Origin of the sequence: Minwuia sp. IMCC3009, assembly GCF_029909415.1 — a bacterium.
In the GTDB taxonomy this organism is placed as follows: Bacteria; Pseudomonadota; Alphaproteobacteria; order Minwuiales; family Minwuiaceae; genus Minwuia.
In genome coordinates this window covers 830,650-846,598 of the sequence record NZ_CP123781.1, presented here as the reverse complement: position 1 = coordinate 846,598, position 15,949 = coordinate 830,650, and the positions used below count along the sequence as shown (strand labels likewise).

Here is a 15,949-nt window from a genome sequence, read left to right as displayed (position 1 = left end):
ATGGCAGGAACCGCCCGTGCACGAATGGGTTTCGCACCGCCGGAACTGAAGCGTTTCCTGCGTCGCCGCCTGCAGGAGATCGCCGGTCTGCTGGTGATTGCCCTGTCCGCCCTCGCCCTGGCTGCGGTCGCGACCCACAACCCCGCGGACCCGAGCTGGAACGTTGCCACCGGCACCCCGGCCACCAATCTGCTGGGCCTGCCGGGCGCGGTGATCGCCGATCTGGCCCTGCAGATCATGGGTCCGGTCTCCCTGCTGCTGTTCGCCATACCGCTCTGTCATGGTGTGCGGGAGGTCGTGCACCAGCGCGCCAGCCGGTTGCGCTTGCGCGGGCTTGCCTGGATCACGGGCGGGATTCTGGCGGCGACCGGCTTCGCCCTCGGGGCACCGGACATGGCACTGGAGCCGCTGGTCACGGGCGGCCTCGTGGGCACCTGGATTTCAGGGCTGGTGCTCATGGTTCCCGAACTGCCGCCCCTGGGCTACACCGCGCTTGCGGCGGGCTTCACCTTCCTGGGACTGGGCCTGCTGGTCGCCGCATCGGCCATTCCGCTGCACTGGTTCGGCGCGCCGTTTGCCTGGATGATTGCCAGGGCCTTCAACCGAAACAGCAGCAAGACTGTCGCGCAGCGCAAGGCGCGGTCATGGTCCCTTCCCAGCCTGCCTCGCCTCCGGCTGCCCCGGATCAGCCTGCCAACACTGAAGCGGGCACCGCGGGAGGACGCCGAGGAGCGGGCCGAACCGACGATCAGGCCGTCAGCCGACAGCCCGAAACGGACATCGGCCCCGGCGGGGAAACCGGCCCGGAAGGCCAAGGCGAAGCCCGCGCCGAAGGACCGCAAGGTGGAGCCCGAGCTCGATCTGGAGCCCGAGCCGGATCTGGAGGATGCAGGCGATCTGCTGCCGCCGCTCTCGCTGCTCTACGAACCCACCGCCGCCGACTACCCGGAGCGGGCCAGCGACGAGGAACTGCAGGCCAATGCACGGATGCTGGAAAGCGTGCTCGACGACTTCGGCGTCAAGGGCGAGATCACCGATGTCCGCGCCGGTCCCGTTGTCACCCTCTACGAACTGAAGCCCGCACCGGGCACCAAGTCATCGCGGGTGATCGGCCTGGCCGACGACATCGCGCGCTCCATGAGTGCCATCTCCGCCCGTGTCGCGGTGGTGCCGGGCCGCGATGCGCTCGGCATCGAACTGCCCAACAGCACCCGGGAAGTGGTCTATTTCCGCGAGATGCTGACCGGCGAGAAGTTCCATACCGGCCCCGGCACCCTGACCATGGCCCTGGGCAAGGACATCGGCGGGTCGCCGGTCTACGCCGATCTGGCGCGGATGCCGCATCTGCTGATCGCGGGCACCACCGGATCGGGCAAGTCGGTGGCCGTGAACACCATGATCCTGTCCCTGCTCTACCGCCTGCGCCCGGAACAGTGCCGCATGATCATGATCGATCCGAAGATGCTGGAACTCTCGGTCTATGAGGGCATTCCGCATCTGCTGACGCCCGTGGTCACCGATCCGAAGAAGGCGGTCGTCGCCCTGAAATGGGCGGTGAAGGAGATGGAGCAGCGCTATCGCCGCATGTCGGAGCTGAACGTGCGCAACATCGCAGCCTTCAACGAGCGGCTGGCGGCAGCCACGTCGGCAGGCGAGAACCTGACCAAGCGGGTGCAGACCGGCTTCGATCCGGAGAGCAGCGAGGCGGTGTTCGAGGATGTGGAGCTGGACTCCTCCCCCATGCCGCAGATCGTCATCGTCGTGGACGAGATGGCCGACCTGATGCTGGTGGCCGGCAAGGACATCGAGGGCGCGATCCAGCGTCTCGCCCAGATGGCCCGCGCCGCCGGCATCCATCTGATCATGGCGACGCAGCGGCCCTCCGTCGATGTCATCACCGGCACGATCAAGGCCAACTTCCCGACCCGCATCAGCTTCTCCGTCACCTCCAAGATCGACAGCCGCACGATCCTGGGCGAACAGGGGGCGGAGCAGCTTCTGGGTCAGGGTGACATGCTCTATCAGCCGAATGGCACCAGGCTGCTGCGCGTGCATGGCCCCTTCGTCTCCGACAGCGACGTGGAGCGCATCGCCAAGTGGATTTCCAAGACGGGCCGTCCGGAATATCTGGAGGAAGTGACCCGCGACGATGAGGAGGAGGAAGGCTTCACGGCCAGCGGCGGCTCCATCGACGAACCCATGTTCGACGAGGCGGTCGAGATCGTCGCCCGCGCCGGCAAGGCCTCCACCAGCTTCATCCAGCGCCAGCTCAAGATCGGCTACAACCGCGCCGCCGGCATCATCGACGAGATGGAAGCCCAGGGCATGGTCTCCGAACCCGATCACAAGGGCAAACGCGAGGTCCTGCTGCGGAACCCGGACGAGGAGTAGAGTCGGCTGAGCGCTTGCAATTGGGAACAAATATGTTACCATAATGAAGTTCGAAATTGCCCTCTACGAACTTGTCGATGGTAGCAGCCCCTTCGCGCAATGGTTCGATGAACTCGACAGTCAAGCTGCGCTGAAGATCCGCACAGCCATCGCACGGATGGAAGCGGGCAACATGGGCGACATCAAACCCGTGGGCGGTGGAGTACTGGAGCGTCGCCTGACGTTCGGGCCAGGATACAGGATTTATTTCGGTCAGGATGGCGCAAGGATCGTGATTTTGCTGACCGGCGGAACGAAACGGCGCCAGCAAGCCGATATTTCGCGCGCGCGGGCATTCTGGTCGGACTATCTGGCGAGACGGGACAGAGGATAAGCAGCCATGCCTCTCACGAGAGATTTCCGCACTACCGTCATGGCACGCGCATCGCGCGACCCCGAGTTTCGTGTTGGCTTGCTGCGCGAGGCTGTGGATACATTCCTTGCTGGTGACGTTGATGCCGGAAAGATCATCCTGCGGGACTATGTCAATGCAACTGTCGGCTTCGAGGCGCTGGGGCAAGGGGTTCAGCGCAATCCGAAGAGCCTGATGCGGATGCTTGGTCCCGACGGAAACCCCCGTGCCGAGAACCTGTTCGCGATCCTGTCATATCTGGAATCCGTGGAGGGCATCAGCCTTCATGTCTCCGCGAAGCGTACTGGGTAGATCGTACCTTCCGATCACGGAACCACACATGCCCGTTGCAGCTTGAACAGGCAGAAGGGCCCCGTTTCCATTCCTGGAAAGGAGGCCCTTCAATCAAGGTCAGCGGGAACCAATCAGCCCTTGCGGGGCATCTCGTCCCGGTCGTCATCGTGGTGGCCATGATGGCCCCGGCGGGTCAGGCGTTCCAGGGTGGCCTTCTGGTCTTCATCCAGCACGGCATAGAGCGGGTCGAAGGAGGTGCGGATCTGCTTCAGCGCGCCCAGGGCCTTTTCCATCACGCCTTCCATCTCGGCCAGCCGTTCGGGCGCCGAGCCGCCGCGCAGGACCTCCATGCTGTCACAGGCCGTCAGCAGTTCCTTGCCGCCGTCGCGAACCGACGCCGCGAAGGTGTCCCAGGCCGCCTGCTGGTCATCGCGGATGCCGAGGCGGATGTCGGCGAAGATGATCACATCCTCCAGACGCTCCTGACCATTGCTGCACACATACTTCATGCCGCCGTGGTGTCCGCCCATGCGCGCGTGGTGGCCGTAGCCGTCACCGGACTGGGCATGCAGGGCCGCGGCACCGGCGGTGACACCCACCGCAGCAACGGCGCTCACCAGCATGATCTTGAGACGCTTGTTCATTTCCTCATCTCCTTGTCCGAGGTCGTTGATCTGTCTGCCGGATGATCCCGGCGCCCCCCAGACATGGGCCATTGATGCGCGCCCTTCGACCCGCCGGGTGCAACGTTCGGTAACGGTCGGTAACACCTGACCGGATGGTTACAAGCAGTTACGAAAAGCTGCCGCACCGCAGGCTCCGGGTCTTATATTGAGAGGCATGCAACGGACACCGCATCTGCTGATCATCGATGACGACCGGGAAATCCGCGACCTGCTGGCGCGGTTTCTGGTCCGCCACGAACTGCGCGTCGACACCGCCCGCGACGGGCGGGAGATGGACGCGAAGCTTGCCACGGGCCGTTTCGACCTGCTGGTCCTGGACCTGATGATGCCGGGGGAGGACGGACTTGCCATCTGCCGTCGCCTGCGCGGCAGTGGCGTCAAGACCCCGATCATCATGCTGACCGCGCTGGGGGAGGAAGCGGACAGGATCGTGGGACTGGAGGTGGGCGCGGACGACTATCTGCCCAAACCCTTCAACCCGCGCGAGCTGCTGGCCCGCATCCGCGCCGTGCTGCGCCGCACGGGCGATACGGCGGAGCAGGACGGCGGCAGCGGCGAACGCCCGCGTGTGCTGACGTTCGAGGGCTGGCAGATCGATCTCGCCGCGCGGGAACTGCGTGATCCGGAGGGGACGCTGGTGACCCTGACGTCCGGGGAGTTCGACATGCTGGAGGCCTTCGCCGAGCGTCCGCAGCAGATCCTAAGCCGTGACCAGTTGGCTGACCTGACCACTGGCCGGTCGCTGGGCCCGTTCGACCGGTCCATCGATGTTGCCCTCAGCCGCCTGCGGCGCAAGCTGGGTGAGGACCCGAAGAACCCGCGCATGTTCAAGACGGTCCGGCATGGAGGCTATTACTTCTCATGCGACGTCACCGCTTCCTGAACCGCCTGCATGTCGGCGGCGTGGCGGGGCGGCTTGCGCTGGTCCTGATGCTGCTGCTGGCCATCGCGCTGGCCATCACCATCGGCTGGTACGCGAAGGACCGGGCGGACACGGCGCGTCGTCTGCTGGATCATACCGCGCGCCGGACGGAGCAGATCGTCATCCTGCTCGACCGTACGGCACCGGCAGAGCGGCAGGCGCTGGCGCGGGTCATTTCGGGTCCGACGCTGGGCGTGCGCATACGCCCCGGGCCACCACCCGGTGCGGACCATGACCACGAGTTTCACGGCGACATGCAACGTGGCATCCGCCGCTTCGTCGATCGCAACCTGCCTGCCCTGCGCGGTCGCCCGCTGGTGATCGTGCCGCCCCGGGACGAGGACCACGATCAGGATCACGCAGGGGATCGCGACGGCAGGCCCGGTCTCGACCGGGATGGACCTGACCGCGCCCGTGCGCTGGACGGGCCGCCGGAACCCGACCTGCTGCCCAGCCGCCGCAAGCTGATCTTTGCCACCACCCTGAACGACGGCGTCTGGGTTCATTTCCTTGTCTCGACAGACCGCCTGGCCTACCGCTGGGCCGTCAGGGGGACCTTCTGGATCGCCTTCACCTGCCTGCTGATCATCGTCTTTGCGATCTGGGCCGCGCGCCGGGCAACGCGTCCGTTGCGGGAACTGGCCCAGGCGGCGGACCGGCTGGGTCTGGACGTGGATGCCCCGCCCCTGCCGGAAAGCGGATCGCGGGAACTGCGCAAGACCGCCGTGGCCTTCAACCGGATGCAGACCCGGATCAAGCGGCTGATCGACGACCGGACGCTGATGCTCGCCGCCCTCAGCCATGACCTGAAGACCATCCTCACCCGGCTGCGCCTGCGGGCCGAGTTCATCGATGACCCCGACCAGCAGCAGCGCGCGGTGAGCGACATCGACGACATGCAGCAGATGGTCGATCAGGCCCTCGGCTTCATTCGCGGTGACCAGGCGACGGAGGCCATCCGGCGCATTGATCTGGCCGGACTGCTGCGCGACCTGTCGGAGGATGCGGCGGCGCAGGGCGGACAGGTCGCTTTCGAGGGGCCGGACCGCCTGCCCGTGGACGGTCGCCCCGTGGCCCTGAAACGCGCAGTCGGCAACCTGATCGAGAACGCGCTGCGCTATGGCGGCGGCGAGGTTGCGCTCAACCTGTCCAAGCAGGACGGACGGGCCATCCTGACCGTCGCGGACAATGGACCGGGACTGCCCGAGAGTGAGCTGGACAAGGTCTTCCAGCCCTTCTACCGGCTGGAAACCTCGCGGAACCGGGAAACCGGCGGCTCGGGACTGGGGCTCGCGCTTGCCCGCGACGTGTTCCGCAGGCTGGGCGGCGAGCTGACGCTTGCCAACAGGCCGGAGGGCGGGCTGGCGGCGACCGCGTGGCTGCCCATCGACAGCGCCTGAGCCCCGGGCAGGACACATGGCAGCTCCACTGGTGACCCGGCGTCGCGCGTGAACCAGAATGGCCCAGCGATTCAGTTACAGGGGAGGATCAACGATGGCTGGATGGACCGAAACGTTCCGGGGAACGATCTATCCGTGGCACTGCGATCACATGGGCCACATGAATGTCATGTACTACATCCACTTCTTCGATCAGGCAGCGGGTCACCTGCTGTCTGCCTGCGGCTACAAGTGGGCGGAGATGGGGGAGCAGCGGCTGGGCTTCGTCGATGTGAAGCACGTCATCGAATACAAGGCCGAACAGGTCGTCGGCAGCCTGCTGGCGATCGAGAGCGGTATCGTGAAGCGGGGCCGCACGTCGCTGGTGGGCATGCACCGGATGACCAATACGGAGACCGGCGCCCTTGCCGCGACCCTGGAGGTCACGACCATCCATTTCGATCTGGAGGCCCGCAAGTCCCTGCCCCTGCGCGAGGACACCTGGCCGCTGATCGACGCACTGCTCGTGGAGCCCTGACAGGCCGGTCAGGGGATCGGCGCGAAGGCTTCCACCTCATCCTCGATCCCCTTCAGCGGATGGTGGCCGACGGAACGGAATTCGCCGTCGGCAGCCTCCGCGAAGGCTGACGTGACCAGGATCGGCTCCGCCATTTCGGCGGAGAGCTTTTCCAGTCGCGCGGCGCGGTTCACGGCCGGACCGATCACCGTGAAATCAAGCCGTCCCGTGGCGCCGATATTGCCGTAGAAGACATCTCCGACATGCAGTCCGAAGCTGCTGACCAGATCCGGCTTGTCTTCCGACCTGCGCCGCTCGTTCACTGTCTCCAGTGCCGAGATGGCAGCATGGGCGGCACCCAGCGCCCGGTTGCAGGCCCCTCTGGTACCGTCCGCCTCGTCCACCGGAAAGATGGCCAGCGCGGCATCACCGATGAACTTCAGGACTTCGCCGCCCGCCGCATCGATGGCATCCCCGACCGCACCGAAATAGTCATTCAGGACATGGATGATGTAGTCGCGCGGCAGGCGCTCCGACATCGCCGTGAACCCTCTCAGGTCACAGAAGAACACCGCCGCCGGAATGCGCCGGGCAAAGCCCCGGCGGATCGCGCCCTCCAGCACCCGTTCGCCGGTGCCATGGCCCAGGTAGACGTCCAGCAGGTTGCTCGCCAGCCTGCGGCTGCTGTGGATCTCGCTCAACAGCCCGAAGATCGGCAGGAATTCCCGGATATCATCGACGTCCGTATCGGTGAAACCACCCTTGCGGCGCATGGCGAAGGATATGGGATTGCGCTTGCCGTCCGTCAGCGGCACCGGCAAGGCCAGATAATCCGTGAACCCTTGCTCCATCAGACGTTCCAGGAAGGCATATTCCAGGTCGGGGTCATCCCCCTCCAGGCGGCATCGGACCTGATCCCCGCCATCCAGGATGACCCGGACCGGACTGACGAGATAGTCGGCTGTCTGATGCGTTTCGTGTCCGAGCTCACTGATCTCGACCTCGTCGTCATCCGCATTCCAGACATAGCCAAGCGCAACGATCTCCGGATGCAGCGTCCGCTGTCCCAGCGTCATGCGCGCGACTGGTAACCCCACCACCTGCATCTGCCTGACCAGGCCACGCAGCAGGGCCACCGTGTCCTCCGCCATGCGCCCCTGATCAAGCAACCAGGCAGATATCTGCTTTCCCTTGGACATCATTCTCCGATCAGATGCAGGACGACCCGCCGCCGATGCGGATGGGTCCGGTGCTCCCACACATAAAGCCCCTGCCATGTGCCGAAAAGGGGCTTGCCGTCCGCCACCGGGATATTGAGGCTGGTTGCGGTCAGGGCGCTGCGGATGTGGGCCGGCATGTCGTCCGCGCCTTCCGACACATGCCGGTAGAGGGAGGTGTCGTCGGGTACCAGCCTGTCGAGGAACCTGTTCAGGTCATGCAGGACATCCCTGTCCGCATTTTCCTGAATGGTCAGCGACGCCGAAGTATGACGGATGAAGACCGTCAGCATCCCGTCCGTGATGCCCGTCGCCCGACACCAGTCGGCAACAGTCCGGGTGATTTCCTGCAGCCCCCGTCCCTGGGTCTCGAAGGTCAGTTCGGTCCGGGCCTGCCGCATCATTCCGCCCCCCGCCACCAGCTTGTCAGCAGCGGACCATAGACCGGAACCACCGGGGGCCGGCGCAGGTCGGCACTGACAGCCATGCGCGTGGTCGGTTGCCAGTAGAGTGGCACCACCAGATGGCTCGCCCGCAGCACGCGATCCAGCGCCCGGGCAGCGGTCCGCAGTTCGGCACGGCTTCTGGCGGCGGTCAGCGCGCCGACCATGGCGTCGACGGCGGGCAGGCTGACGCCGGCATAGTTTCGGCTGCCGGGCTGTTCCGCGGCGGCCTGACCCCAGTAGTACCATTGCTCCGACCCCGGACTGAGCGACTGGTACCAGTGGTTGACGATCATGTCGTAGTCGAAGCCCTGGCGGCGGCGTTCGTATTGCGACGGGTCGACGGTCCGTGCGGTGGCCTCGATCCCCAGCCGTTTCAGTCCCCGCGCGAAGTTCAGCGCCACCTTCTCATCGGTCGGATCATGCAACAGGATCTCGAACGCGAAGGCGGCCCCCTCGGCATTGCGCAGCACCTGATCCGTGCCGACCGTCCATCCGGCTTCCGCCAGCAGCGTCTGGGCCCGGCGCAGATTGCGGCGCAGACCACTCCGCCCTTCGGTTTCCGGTGGCGCCACAGCCGGACCGAAGACCGCCTCCGGCACCTGCCCGGCAAAGGGTTTCAGCAGCGCCAGTTCCGCCTCCGACGGCACCCCGTCGGCAGCCAGGTCGCTGTTCTGGAAGTAACTGACGTTGCGCGCGTAGGAGCCGTGAAACAGGTTCCGGTTGATCCAGTCGAAATCGAAGGCCAGACCCAGCGCCTGACGCACCCTGATGTCGGCGAACAGTGCCCGTCGGCTGTTGAACACCAGCCCGCGCATGCCGACGGGCCGTTCCAGCGGCAGTTCCAGCTTCTTCAGCTTGCCATCGCGCACGGCCGTAAAGTCATACCCCTCCGCCCACAGGGCCGGATCCAGCTCGAAGCGGACATCATAAAGCCCGCCCTTCAGTGCCTCGAACCGGGCCGTCTGATCGCGAAAGAACTCATAGGTGATGCGGTCGAAATTGTTGTCGCCGCGATTGACCGCCAGATCACGCCCCCAGTAGTCCTCCCGCCGGGCGTAGGTGATCGTGCGCCCCTGCTCCAGTTCCGCCACGCGGTAGGGACCGCTGCCCGGAATGGCGTCCAAGGTCGTCCGGTCGAAGCCATTCGCCTCGAACCAGTGTTGCGGCAGGATCGGCATGAAGGCCATCAGCAGGGGCAGTTCACGGTTCTCCCCGCTGCCCAGATGAAAGGTGACCCTGCGGCCATCCACCGCCGTCCGCGCCACCTGCCTGTAATAGAGTCGGTGATTGGGCCGCCCCTTGTCGCGCAGGGTCTGCCACGACCAGAGCAGCACCTCCGCCGTGATCGGTTCCCCATCGGCGAAGCGGGCATCCGGGTGCAGCGTGAAGGCAATGCTGCGCCGCGACGGGTCCATGTCGATGGACTCCGCCACCAGACCGTAGAGCGAGAAGGGCTCGTCCTGCGAACGCTTGGTCAGTGCCTCGAACACCAGGCGCCAGCCCTCCGCAGCCTGCCCCTTGAAGATGAAGGGGTTCAGGCTGTCGAAGGTTCCCTGCGTCGCTGCCAGCCGCAGCGTGCCGCCCCTGGGTGCGGCCGGATTGACGTAGCCGAAATGGCTGAAGCCCTTCGGATACTTCGGCTGGTCGTGCATGGAGATCGCGTGTGCGGGCTCGGCCAGCGACGGGGCGGTCCCGGCAAGGGTGGCGAGCAGAAGTGTCAGGAATCCCAGTCGGCGAAGGTTCTGCCATCGTCGCCGAGCGCCGCACTGATGCGCACCTTCAGCTGCTCCAGGTCGGCGCGTGACATGCTGCGGGAGATGACGACATCCTCGTTCACCATCACCGCAAGGCGAAACCCCGCCTCCGTCTCCGTGATCAGAACCGGCAGATCGAACATGTTTCTGGCCCTTTCCTCTGGTGGCAAGCAGACAGGAGGATAGCATCCTCACCGTTAATGGTTGGTCATCCCGGCCGGTCAGCCGGGAATGGCAAGGACGGTCGATCATCGGGGCAAGGGCACGAATCATGACCGCATCGTAGGCTGCCGCGACATTCAGGAGAACCACGTGATAAGAACGCGCAGCAATCAATCGAACGGAGACACTACACATGCAGCATCTGGTGCCGGACGGGTTCGTGCAGGTTACGGGTCAGGGTCCCTTCAGCGGTCACATCGGCCCGACCTGGGTTCGCGATGAGGCGGGGGGAGACTCCACGTACGGCGTCCTGATCGCGGAGAAGCACCTGAACAAGCGCGGCGTCGTGCATGGCGGAATGCTGATGAGTTTCATGGACCATCTGCTCGGCCGCACGATCCATCACGCCATCGGCGGTGCCACCACCGCGACCATCCAGTTGGACAACCAGTTCCTCTCCGGCGTACGCGAAGGCGTCTGGATGCAGGGCAAGGGCGACATCGTGCGACAGACCCGCAGCCTGGTCTTCGTGACCGGCAGGTTGTGGGTTGATGAAACACCGGTGCTGCAATCTTCGGGCGTCTGGAAGATACTTGGTGCCTGAATGGTGACCGGCCATCTGAAATCCACATTTGATGTTGCATTCACGGGGTGGGACAAGCATCAGACGCCAGTGACCGAAGAGACAGCGACATGCGGGCAGTCCCTGGCCGCATGACAGCCCGTGGGGGGCAATCGGATGAAACGTGATGCGGCGGCGCAGTCACGACAGCTTCTGAGTGACTTCAGAGCCATCATGCAGTCGGCAGAGCCACCCGAGGCGCGCCTGGCCGAGGTGGTGCGTCTGGTCGCGCGCAACATGGGGGCGGAAGTCTGCTCCGTCTACATCCGCCGGGCCGACGGTGCGCTGGAACTGTTCGAGACCGAAGGCCTGCGACGGGAAGCAATCCGCATCACCCGCATGGAGGCCGGTGTCGGCTTGGTCGGACATGTCGCCGAGACCAGCCTGCCCGTGCGGTTGCGCGACGCCCGTTCCAGTCCGGCATTCGAACCGCGACCGGAGACCGGCGAAGACGCCTACACGTCGTTCATGGGCGTGCCGATCCTCTATGCCGACCGGGTACTTGGTGTGCTGGTGGTGCAGAACATCAGCGCCCGCGACTATCACGATGAGGAACAGGAAGCGCTGGAGATGCTGGCGCTGGTGTTCGGCCAGATGATCGCCTCCGGCGCGCTGGTGCCGCCGGAGACAGCCGCTGAGTCCGTGGCCGGCAACAGCCGCCCGACACGCATGGCCGGACACAGTCTCGCCGACGGTTTCGCAAAGGGCCACGCCGTACTGCATACGCCGCACATCACGGTTCGGCAGACCGTTGCCGATGACCCGGAGGAGGAACTGATCCGGCTGGACAATGCCATCCGCGATGTTCACGACCAGATCGACGAGATGCTGTCCCAGCCGGCCATCGCCGCCGGCGAGTCGCGTACGGTCATGGAGGCCTTTCGCCTGTTCGCCCACGATCCCGGCTGGCAGCGCAGGATGCGGGAGGCCGTCGATACGGGCCTGACCGCAGAGGCCGCCGTCAAGCGGACCCACGACCAGACGCGGGCGCGGTTCCGCAGGATTCCCGATCCCTATATCCGCGCCCGGCTGGCGGACATGGACGATCTGGCCAACCGGCTGTTCAATCGCCTGAACGCCGATGTGAATGCGCTGGAAAACGATCTGCCCGACGACGTGGTCCTGGTTGCACGCGACATGGGACCGGCGGAACTGCTGGACTTCGACGAGACCAAGCTGCGGGCCGTGATCCTGGAACAGGGCAGCGTCGGATCCCACATGTCGATTGTCGCCCGGGCCCTGGACATTCCCGTCATTGGCGGCTGCACCGGGGCAACGGACCGGATCAATTCGGGCGACCTCGTCATCGTCGATGGCGATCACGATCAGGTCTTCGTCCGCCCCGATCAGGATGTCATCGATGCCTTCGGCGAGACCGAGGCGATGCAGCAGGAAGTGCAGGCCCGCCGCCGTGCGCTGCGCGATGTGGAGGCGGTCACGCGGGACGGCATGAAGGTCGAACTCCACTGCAACGCCGGACTGTTGCTGGACCTGCGGCATCTGGACGAGACCGGTGCCGACGGAATCGGGCTGTACCGCACCGAACTGCACTACATGGTGCGCTCCCGCCTGCCGCGGATGCAGGAGCAGGCGACCTACTACAAGCATGTACTGGACGCCGCCGGTGACCGCCCGGTGATCTTCCGCACCCTGGATGTGGGCAGCGACAAGCTGCTTCCCTACCTGAAGCGCGACCCCGAGCCCAATCCGGCCATGGGCTGGCGCGCCGTGCGTATCTCACTGGATCAGGAAGCGCTGTTCCGGATGCAGCTCCGTGCCCTGCTCGCCGCCGCGGAGGGTCGGGAACTGCGTGTCATGTTCCCGATGATTGCGGACATTGCCGAATTCGAGGCCGCCCGGGCCGTGCTGATGCGGGAGGTCGAATGGGCCAGGGCACGGGGACGCGCCGGGCCGGCCACCCTGAAGGTCGGCGTCATGCTGGAGGTTCCGGCACTGGTCTGGCGTCTGCCCGCCCTGCTGCCGCGCGTCGATTTCGTTTCCATAGGGTCCAACGACCTGATGCAGTTCATGTATGCGGCCGATCGCGGCAATCCGCGCGTCGCCTCACGGTACGACACGCTCAGCCCGGGCTTCATCTCTTCACTGCGCCGCATTTCGGAGCAGTGCCAGCAGCATCACGTCGAATTCTCGATCTGTGGCGAGATGGCCAGCCAGCCCCTGGAAGCCATGGTTCTGGTCGCGCTGGGGTTCCGCAAGCTGTCGATGCGTCCGAACGCGATTGGCGCTGTCAAGGAGATGATCCTCTCCCTGGACACCAATGCGCTGCGGCAGGAGATGTCACGCATGGGCGAACGCAACGAAGGCAGTCTGCGCCCGATGTTCGAGGCCTTTGCCGCCCGGCACGGCGTGAAAACCTGAAACCCCCCTGAAAAACTGCCCTTTTCCCGCCAGATTTCCCTTCTACTGTCCCCCAAAGTTCGCTAAGAAACCGCGATGGTGCACTGCGAAAGATCGATTCGCAGACTGGCAGGAGCCAGCCGCCGATCTCACGCATTTGCATCTGGAATGTTGCAGCAGGGACACCCTGCCCCTGAGGAGCCGAATTGCGCCATGCCTGACAGCGGTCGCCAGATTGCCGACGATCGATCATTGCGCGAAGGTCGACTGAACCTCTATGAGGTCGAGGCGGCCGAAAGCGGTGGTGACGGCGTCTATCGGGGGGTCGGCGCCGAACTGAAGGCGGAGCGCGACCGGTTCGGCCTGCTGCTGTCCGAGGTTTCGGACCGCCTGCGCATTCGCGTTGCCTATCTGGAAGCCATCGAGGAAGGGCGTTTCGGCGATCTGCCGGGGCGCATCTATGCCATCGGTTTCCTGCGCAGCTATGCCGAATTCCTGGGCGCTGACGGCGATGTCTGCGTCCAGATGTTCAAGGACGAGGCCGGGACCGGTGGTCACAGCCGCCGTCTGGAGTTCCCCGTACCGCAGAACGAGAACCGACGCCCCGGCAAGGCAACCCTGCTGGTCGCTGTCCTGCTGGGGGCCGCTGTCTATGGCGGCTGGTTCGTGTTGCAGGGGAAAGATCAGCAGACGGTCGATATCGTGCCGGAGGTGCCGGAGAGCATTGCCCGACAGGTCCAGACGGTCACCGCCACGCCGACGACCGCCGCTCCGGAGCAGGCCGCCACCACGGTCCAGGCAGTCGCGGGGCAGTCTCGGGACACCAACGACGGGAATTCGGTGTCCGAAGAGAACTCCGGCAGTCTGATGGCCGCGAATGCCGCCGATGCCAGGACGGAGTCGGCGCCGGTCGGGACTGCCGACGCGGCGGCACCCGCCAGAGACATCACTGTGGCGGAACCGCCGGTGACGGAAACAGAACCGGCAACAGTTCCCCGTTCCGAGGCATCGGCGCCGCTGACTGACGTCGACACGGCGCCCCTGAATCGTTCCATTGCGTCTGAACCTGTCGGCCAGGCACAGGAAGACGGCACGCAGGCTGTGGCTGAGACCGCACCGGCTGTCGAGAACACGGCGACCAGTGAGCCGGTCGTGCCGCAGATTGCCGCGCTCGGCCCGCCGCCCCTGCCGCCGACAGCACCGCGCGCGGAATCTGTCCCGCGCGTCTTCGGCGTTGCCAATACGGATGCGCGCATCATCATCCGTGCCACCGACCGTGCGCAGATCTTCGTGAAGCAGGCCGGGGGTCGCACGGTTCTGCCGCATCGCGTGTTGCAGGCGGGTGATGAGTATCGCGCACCGGACCTGGACGGGCTGCTGATCCGCAGCGACAACGTCAATGGCCTGGAGCTCATCGTCGATGGCAGGAACCTGGGCCCCGTCGGGCGGCTGTCGGATGCGCAGAACAACCTGGCGCTGGATCCGGACTGGCTGCTGAAGAACGCCGGAACGCGTTAGCGACAATCTGCGTCGCTTCCCCCTCCCCTGTTGCGACCCCATGTCGTAACAATGCAGCCGCAGGCTGACCTGCCGCACGAACCAGACAAACCGAGAGTGAGGATCGCCCCATGAGCGTCCGCCCCTATCGCGACATCTACCGCCGCAAGTCCCGCCAGATCAGGGTTGGCGATGTTCTGGTGGGTGGCGACGCCCCGATTGCCGTACAGACCATGACCAACACGGTGACTTCGGACGCGGAAGCCACCATCGCCCAGGTCCGCGCGGCGGAGGAGGCAGGGGCGGACATCGTCCGTGTCTCCTGCCCCGACGAGGAATCGACGAAGGCGCTGCGCCAGATCGTGCGCGCCGCCTCGGTGCCCATCGTCGCCGACATCCATTTCCACTACAAGCGCGCCATCGAGGCGGCGGAGGCGGGCGCGGCATGCCTGCGGATCAATCCCGGCAACATCGGATCCGCCGAACGGGTCCGGGAGGTCGTGAAGGCCGCACGGGATCACGGTTGCTCCATGCGTATCGGCGTCAATGCCGGCAGTCTGGAGCGGCACCTGCTGGAGAAGTACGGCGAACCCTGCCCGGAAGCGATGGTCGAGAGCGCGCTGGATCACGCCCGCATCCTGGAAGACAACGACTTCCGCGAGTTCAAGATCTCCGTCAAGGCGTCCGACGTCTTCCTGTCGGTTGCCGCCTACCAGGGTCTGGCAGAGGCCTGTGACTACCCCCTGCACCTGGGCATCACGGAGGCGGGCGGCATGATCGGCGGCTCCGTGAAGTCATCCATTGGCCTGGGCGCCCTGCTGTGGGCCGGGATCGGAGACACGATCCGGGTATCGCTTTCCGCCGATCCGGTGGAAGAGGTGAAGGTCGGCTACGAGATCCTGAAGTCGCTCGGGCTTCGCCGCAGGGGTGTCACCATCATTTCCTGTCCCTCCTGCGCCCGGCAGGCCTTTCCCGTCATCAAGACCGTGGAAGTGCTGGAGGAGAGACTGGCCCACATCACGACACCGATGACGCTGTCGATCATCGGCTGTGTCGTGAACGGACCGGGCGAGGCGCGGGAAACCGACATCGGCCTGACCGGCGGCGCCAAGGGCCGCAATCACAAGGTCTATGTCGGAGGCATTGCGGACCACAATGTCGACGACGAGAAGCTGGTCGAGCATATCGTCGGCATGGTGGAGGCGAAGGTCGCCGCCATCCAGGCCGCCGAAGCAGCCGAGGCGGCAACACCGGACGCCGCCTGAGCCGGTCCGACCTCCACTTCATCCGAACACCTGAAACAAGAAGAAACC

15 protein-coding genes are annotated in these 15,949 nt (G+C 65.4%); 10 read left to right on the top strand and 5 right to left on the bottom strand.

What is annotated here, in order from left to right; genetic code table 11:
* From QGV55_RS03910 to QGV55_RS03900, 3 genes are read left to right on the top strand one after another with little or no spacing between them, the layout of a single operon-like run.
* A complete protein-coding gene (locus QGV55_RS03910) occupies positions 1-2,391 on the top strand; it encodes a DNA translocase FtsK 4TM domain-containing protein (protein WP_281018164.1) in 2,391 nt (796 codons plus the stop codon).
* A gap of 43 nt (positions 2,392-2,434) precedes the next feature.
* On the top strand, positions 2,435-2,764 hold the full coding sequence (locus QGV55_RS03905) for a type II toxin-antitoxin system RelE/ParE family toxin (protein ID WP_281018165.1): 330 nt from the start codon (positions 2,435-2,437) through the stop codon (positions 2,762-2,764).
* 6 nt (positions 2,765-2,770) lie between these two features.
* On the top strand, positions 2,771-3,094 hold the full coding sequence (locus QGV55_RS03900; protein ID WP_281018166.1) for a transcriptional regulator: 324 nt from the start codon (positions 2,771-2,773) through the stop codon (positions 3,092-3,094).
* A gap of 113 nt (positions 3,095-3,207) precedes the next feature.
* Here QGV55_RS03900 and QGV55_RS03895 read toward each other — a convergent pair whose 3' ends face one another.
* On the bottom strand, positions 3,208-3,720 hold the full coding sequence (locus QGV55_RS03895) for a Spy/CpxP family protein refolding chaperone (RefSeq protein WP_281018167.1): 513 nt from the start codon (positions 3,718-3,720) through the stop codon (positions 3,208-3,210).
* Positions 3,721-3,916: 196 nt separating this feature from the next.
* On the opposite strand from QGV55_RS03895, the gene QGV55_RS03890 reads away from it, so the two are divergent.
* The 3 genes from QGV55_RS03890 to QGV55_RS03880 all read left to right on the top strand — a co-directional run bounded on the left by QGV55_RS03890 (position 3,917) and on the right by QGV55_RS03880 (position 6,601).
* Positions 3,917-4,645: a response regulator gene (locus QGV55_RS03890; protein WP_281018168.1), complete on the top strand. Its 729-nt coding sequence runs from the start codon at positions 3,917-3,919 to the stop codon at positions 4,643-4,645.
* Positions 4,624-6,084: an ATP-binding protein gene (locus QGV55_RS03885; protein WP_281018169.1), complete on the top strand. Its 1,461-nt coding sequence runs from the start codon at positions 4,624-4,626 to the stop codon at positions 6,082-6,084. Before QGV55_RS03890 ends, QGV55_RS03885 begins: the two co-directional genes overlap by 22 nt.
* A 94-nt stretch (positions 6,085-6,178) precedes the next feature.
* Entirely contained in the window at positions 6,179-6,601 is a 423-nt protein-coding gene (locus tag QGV55_RS03880; protein ID WP_281018170.1) for an acyl-CoA thioesterase, read from the top strand.
* Positions 6,602-6,609: 8 nt separating this feature from the next.
* Here QGV55_RS03880 and QGV55_RS03875 read toward each other — a convergent pair whose 3' ends face one another.
* The 4 genes from QGV55_RS03875 to QGV55_RS03860 all read right to left on the bottom strand — a co-directional run bounded on the left by QGV55_RS03875 (position 6,610) and on the right by QGV55_RS03860 (position 10,140).
* Positions 6,610-7,731, bottom strand: a complete 1,122-nt coding sequence (locus tag QGV55_RS03875) for an adenylate/guanylate cyclase domain-containing protein (RefSeq protein ID WP_281023710.1) — start codon at positions 7,729-7,731, stop codon at positions 6,610-6,612.
* Positions 7,732-7,778: 47 nt separating this feature from the next.
* A complete protein-coding gene (locus QGV55_RS03870) occupies positions 7,779-8,198 on the bottom strand; it encodes a secondary thiamine-phosphate synthase enzyme YjbQ (RefSeq protein ID WP_281018172.1) in 420 nt (139 codons plus the stop codon).
* Positions 8,198-9,895, bottom strand: coding sequence for an extracellular solute-binding protein (locus QGV55_RS03865; protein WP_281018173.1), 1,698 nt, complete (start codon positions 9,893-9,895; stop codon positions 8,198-8,200). The genes QGV55_RS03870 and QGV55_RS03865 overlap by 1 nt, the downstream gene beginning before the upstream one ends.
* Positions 9,896-9,960: 65 nt before the next feature.
* A complete protein-coding gene (locus tag QGV55_RS03860; RefSeq protein ID WP_281018174.1) occupies positions 9,961-10,140 on the bottom strand; it encodes a hypothetical protein in 180 nt (59 codons plus the stop codon).
* Positions 10,141-10,352: 212 nt separating this feature from the next.
* Between QGV55_RS03860 and QGV55_RS03855 the strand changes: the two genes are divergently transcribed.
* The 4 genes from QGV55_RS03855 (at position 10,353) to ispG (ending at position 15,901) form a co-directional block, all read left to right on the top strand.
* On the top strand, positions 10,353-10,763 hold the full coding sequence (locus QGV55_RS03855; protein WP_281018175.1) for a PaaI family thioesterase: 411 nt from the start codon (positions 10,353-10,355) through the stop codon (positions 10,761-10,763).
* Positions 10,764-10,898: 135 nt separating this feature from the next.
* Positions 10,899-13,160, top strand: a complete 2,262-nt coding sequence (ptsP, locus tag QGV55_RS03850; protein ID WP_281018176.1) for a phosphoenolpyruvate--protein phosphotransferase — start codon at positions 10,899-10,901, stop codon at positions 13,158-13,160.
* Positions 13,161-13,352: 192 nt separating this feature from the next.
* Positions 13,353-14,657: a helix-turn-helix domain-containing protein gene (locus QGV55_RS03845; protein ID WP_281020065.1), complete on the top strand. Its 1,305-nt coding sequence runs from the start codon at positions 13,353-13,355 to the stop codon at positions 14,655-14,657.
* Positions 14,658-14,767: 110 nt separating this feature from the next.
* Positions 14,768-15,901, top strand: coding sequence for a flavodoxin-dependent (E)-4-hydroxy-3-methylbut-2-enyl-diphosphate synthase (ispG, locus tag QGV55_RS03840; RefSeq protein WP_281018178.1), 1,134 nt, complete (start codon positions 14,768-14,770; stop codon positions 15,899-15,901).
* Positions 15,902-15,949 lie beyond the last annotated feature (48 nt).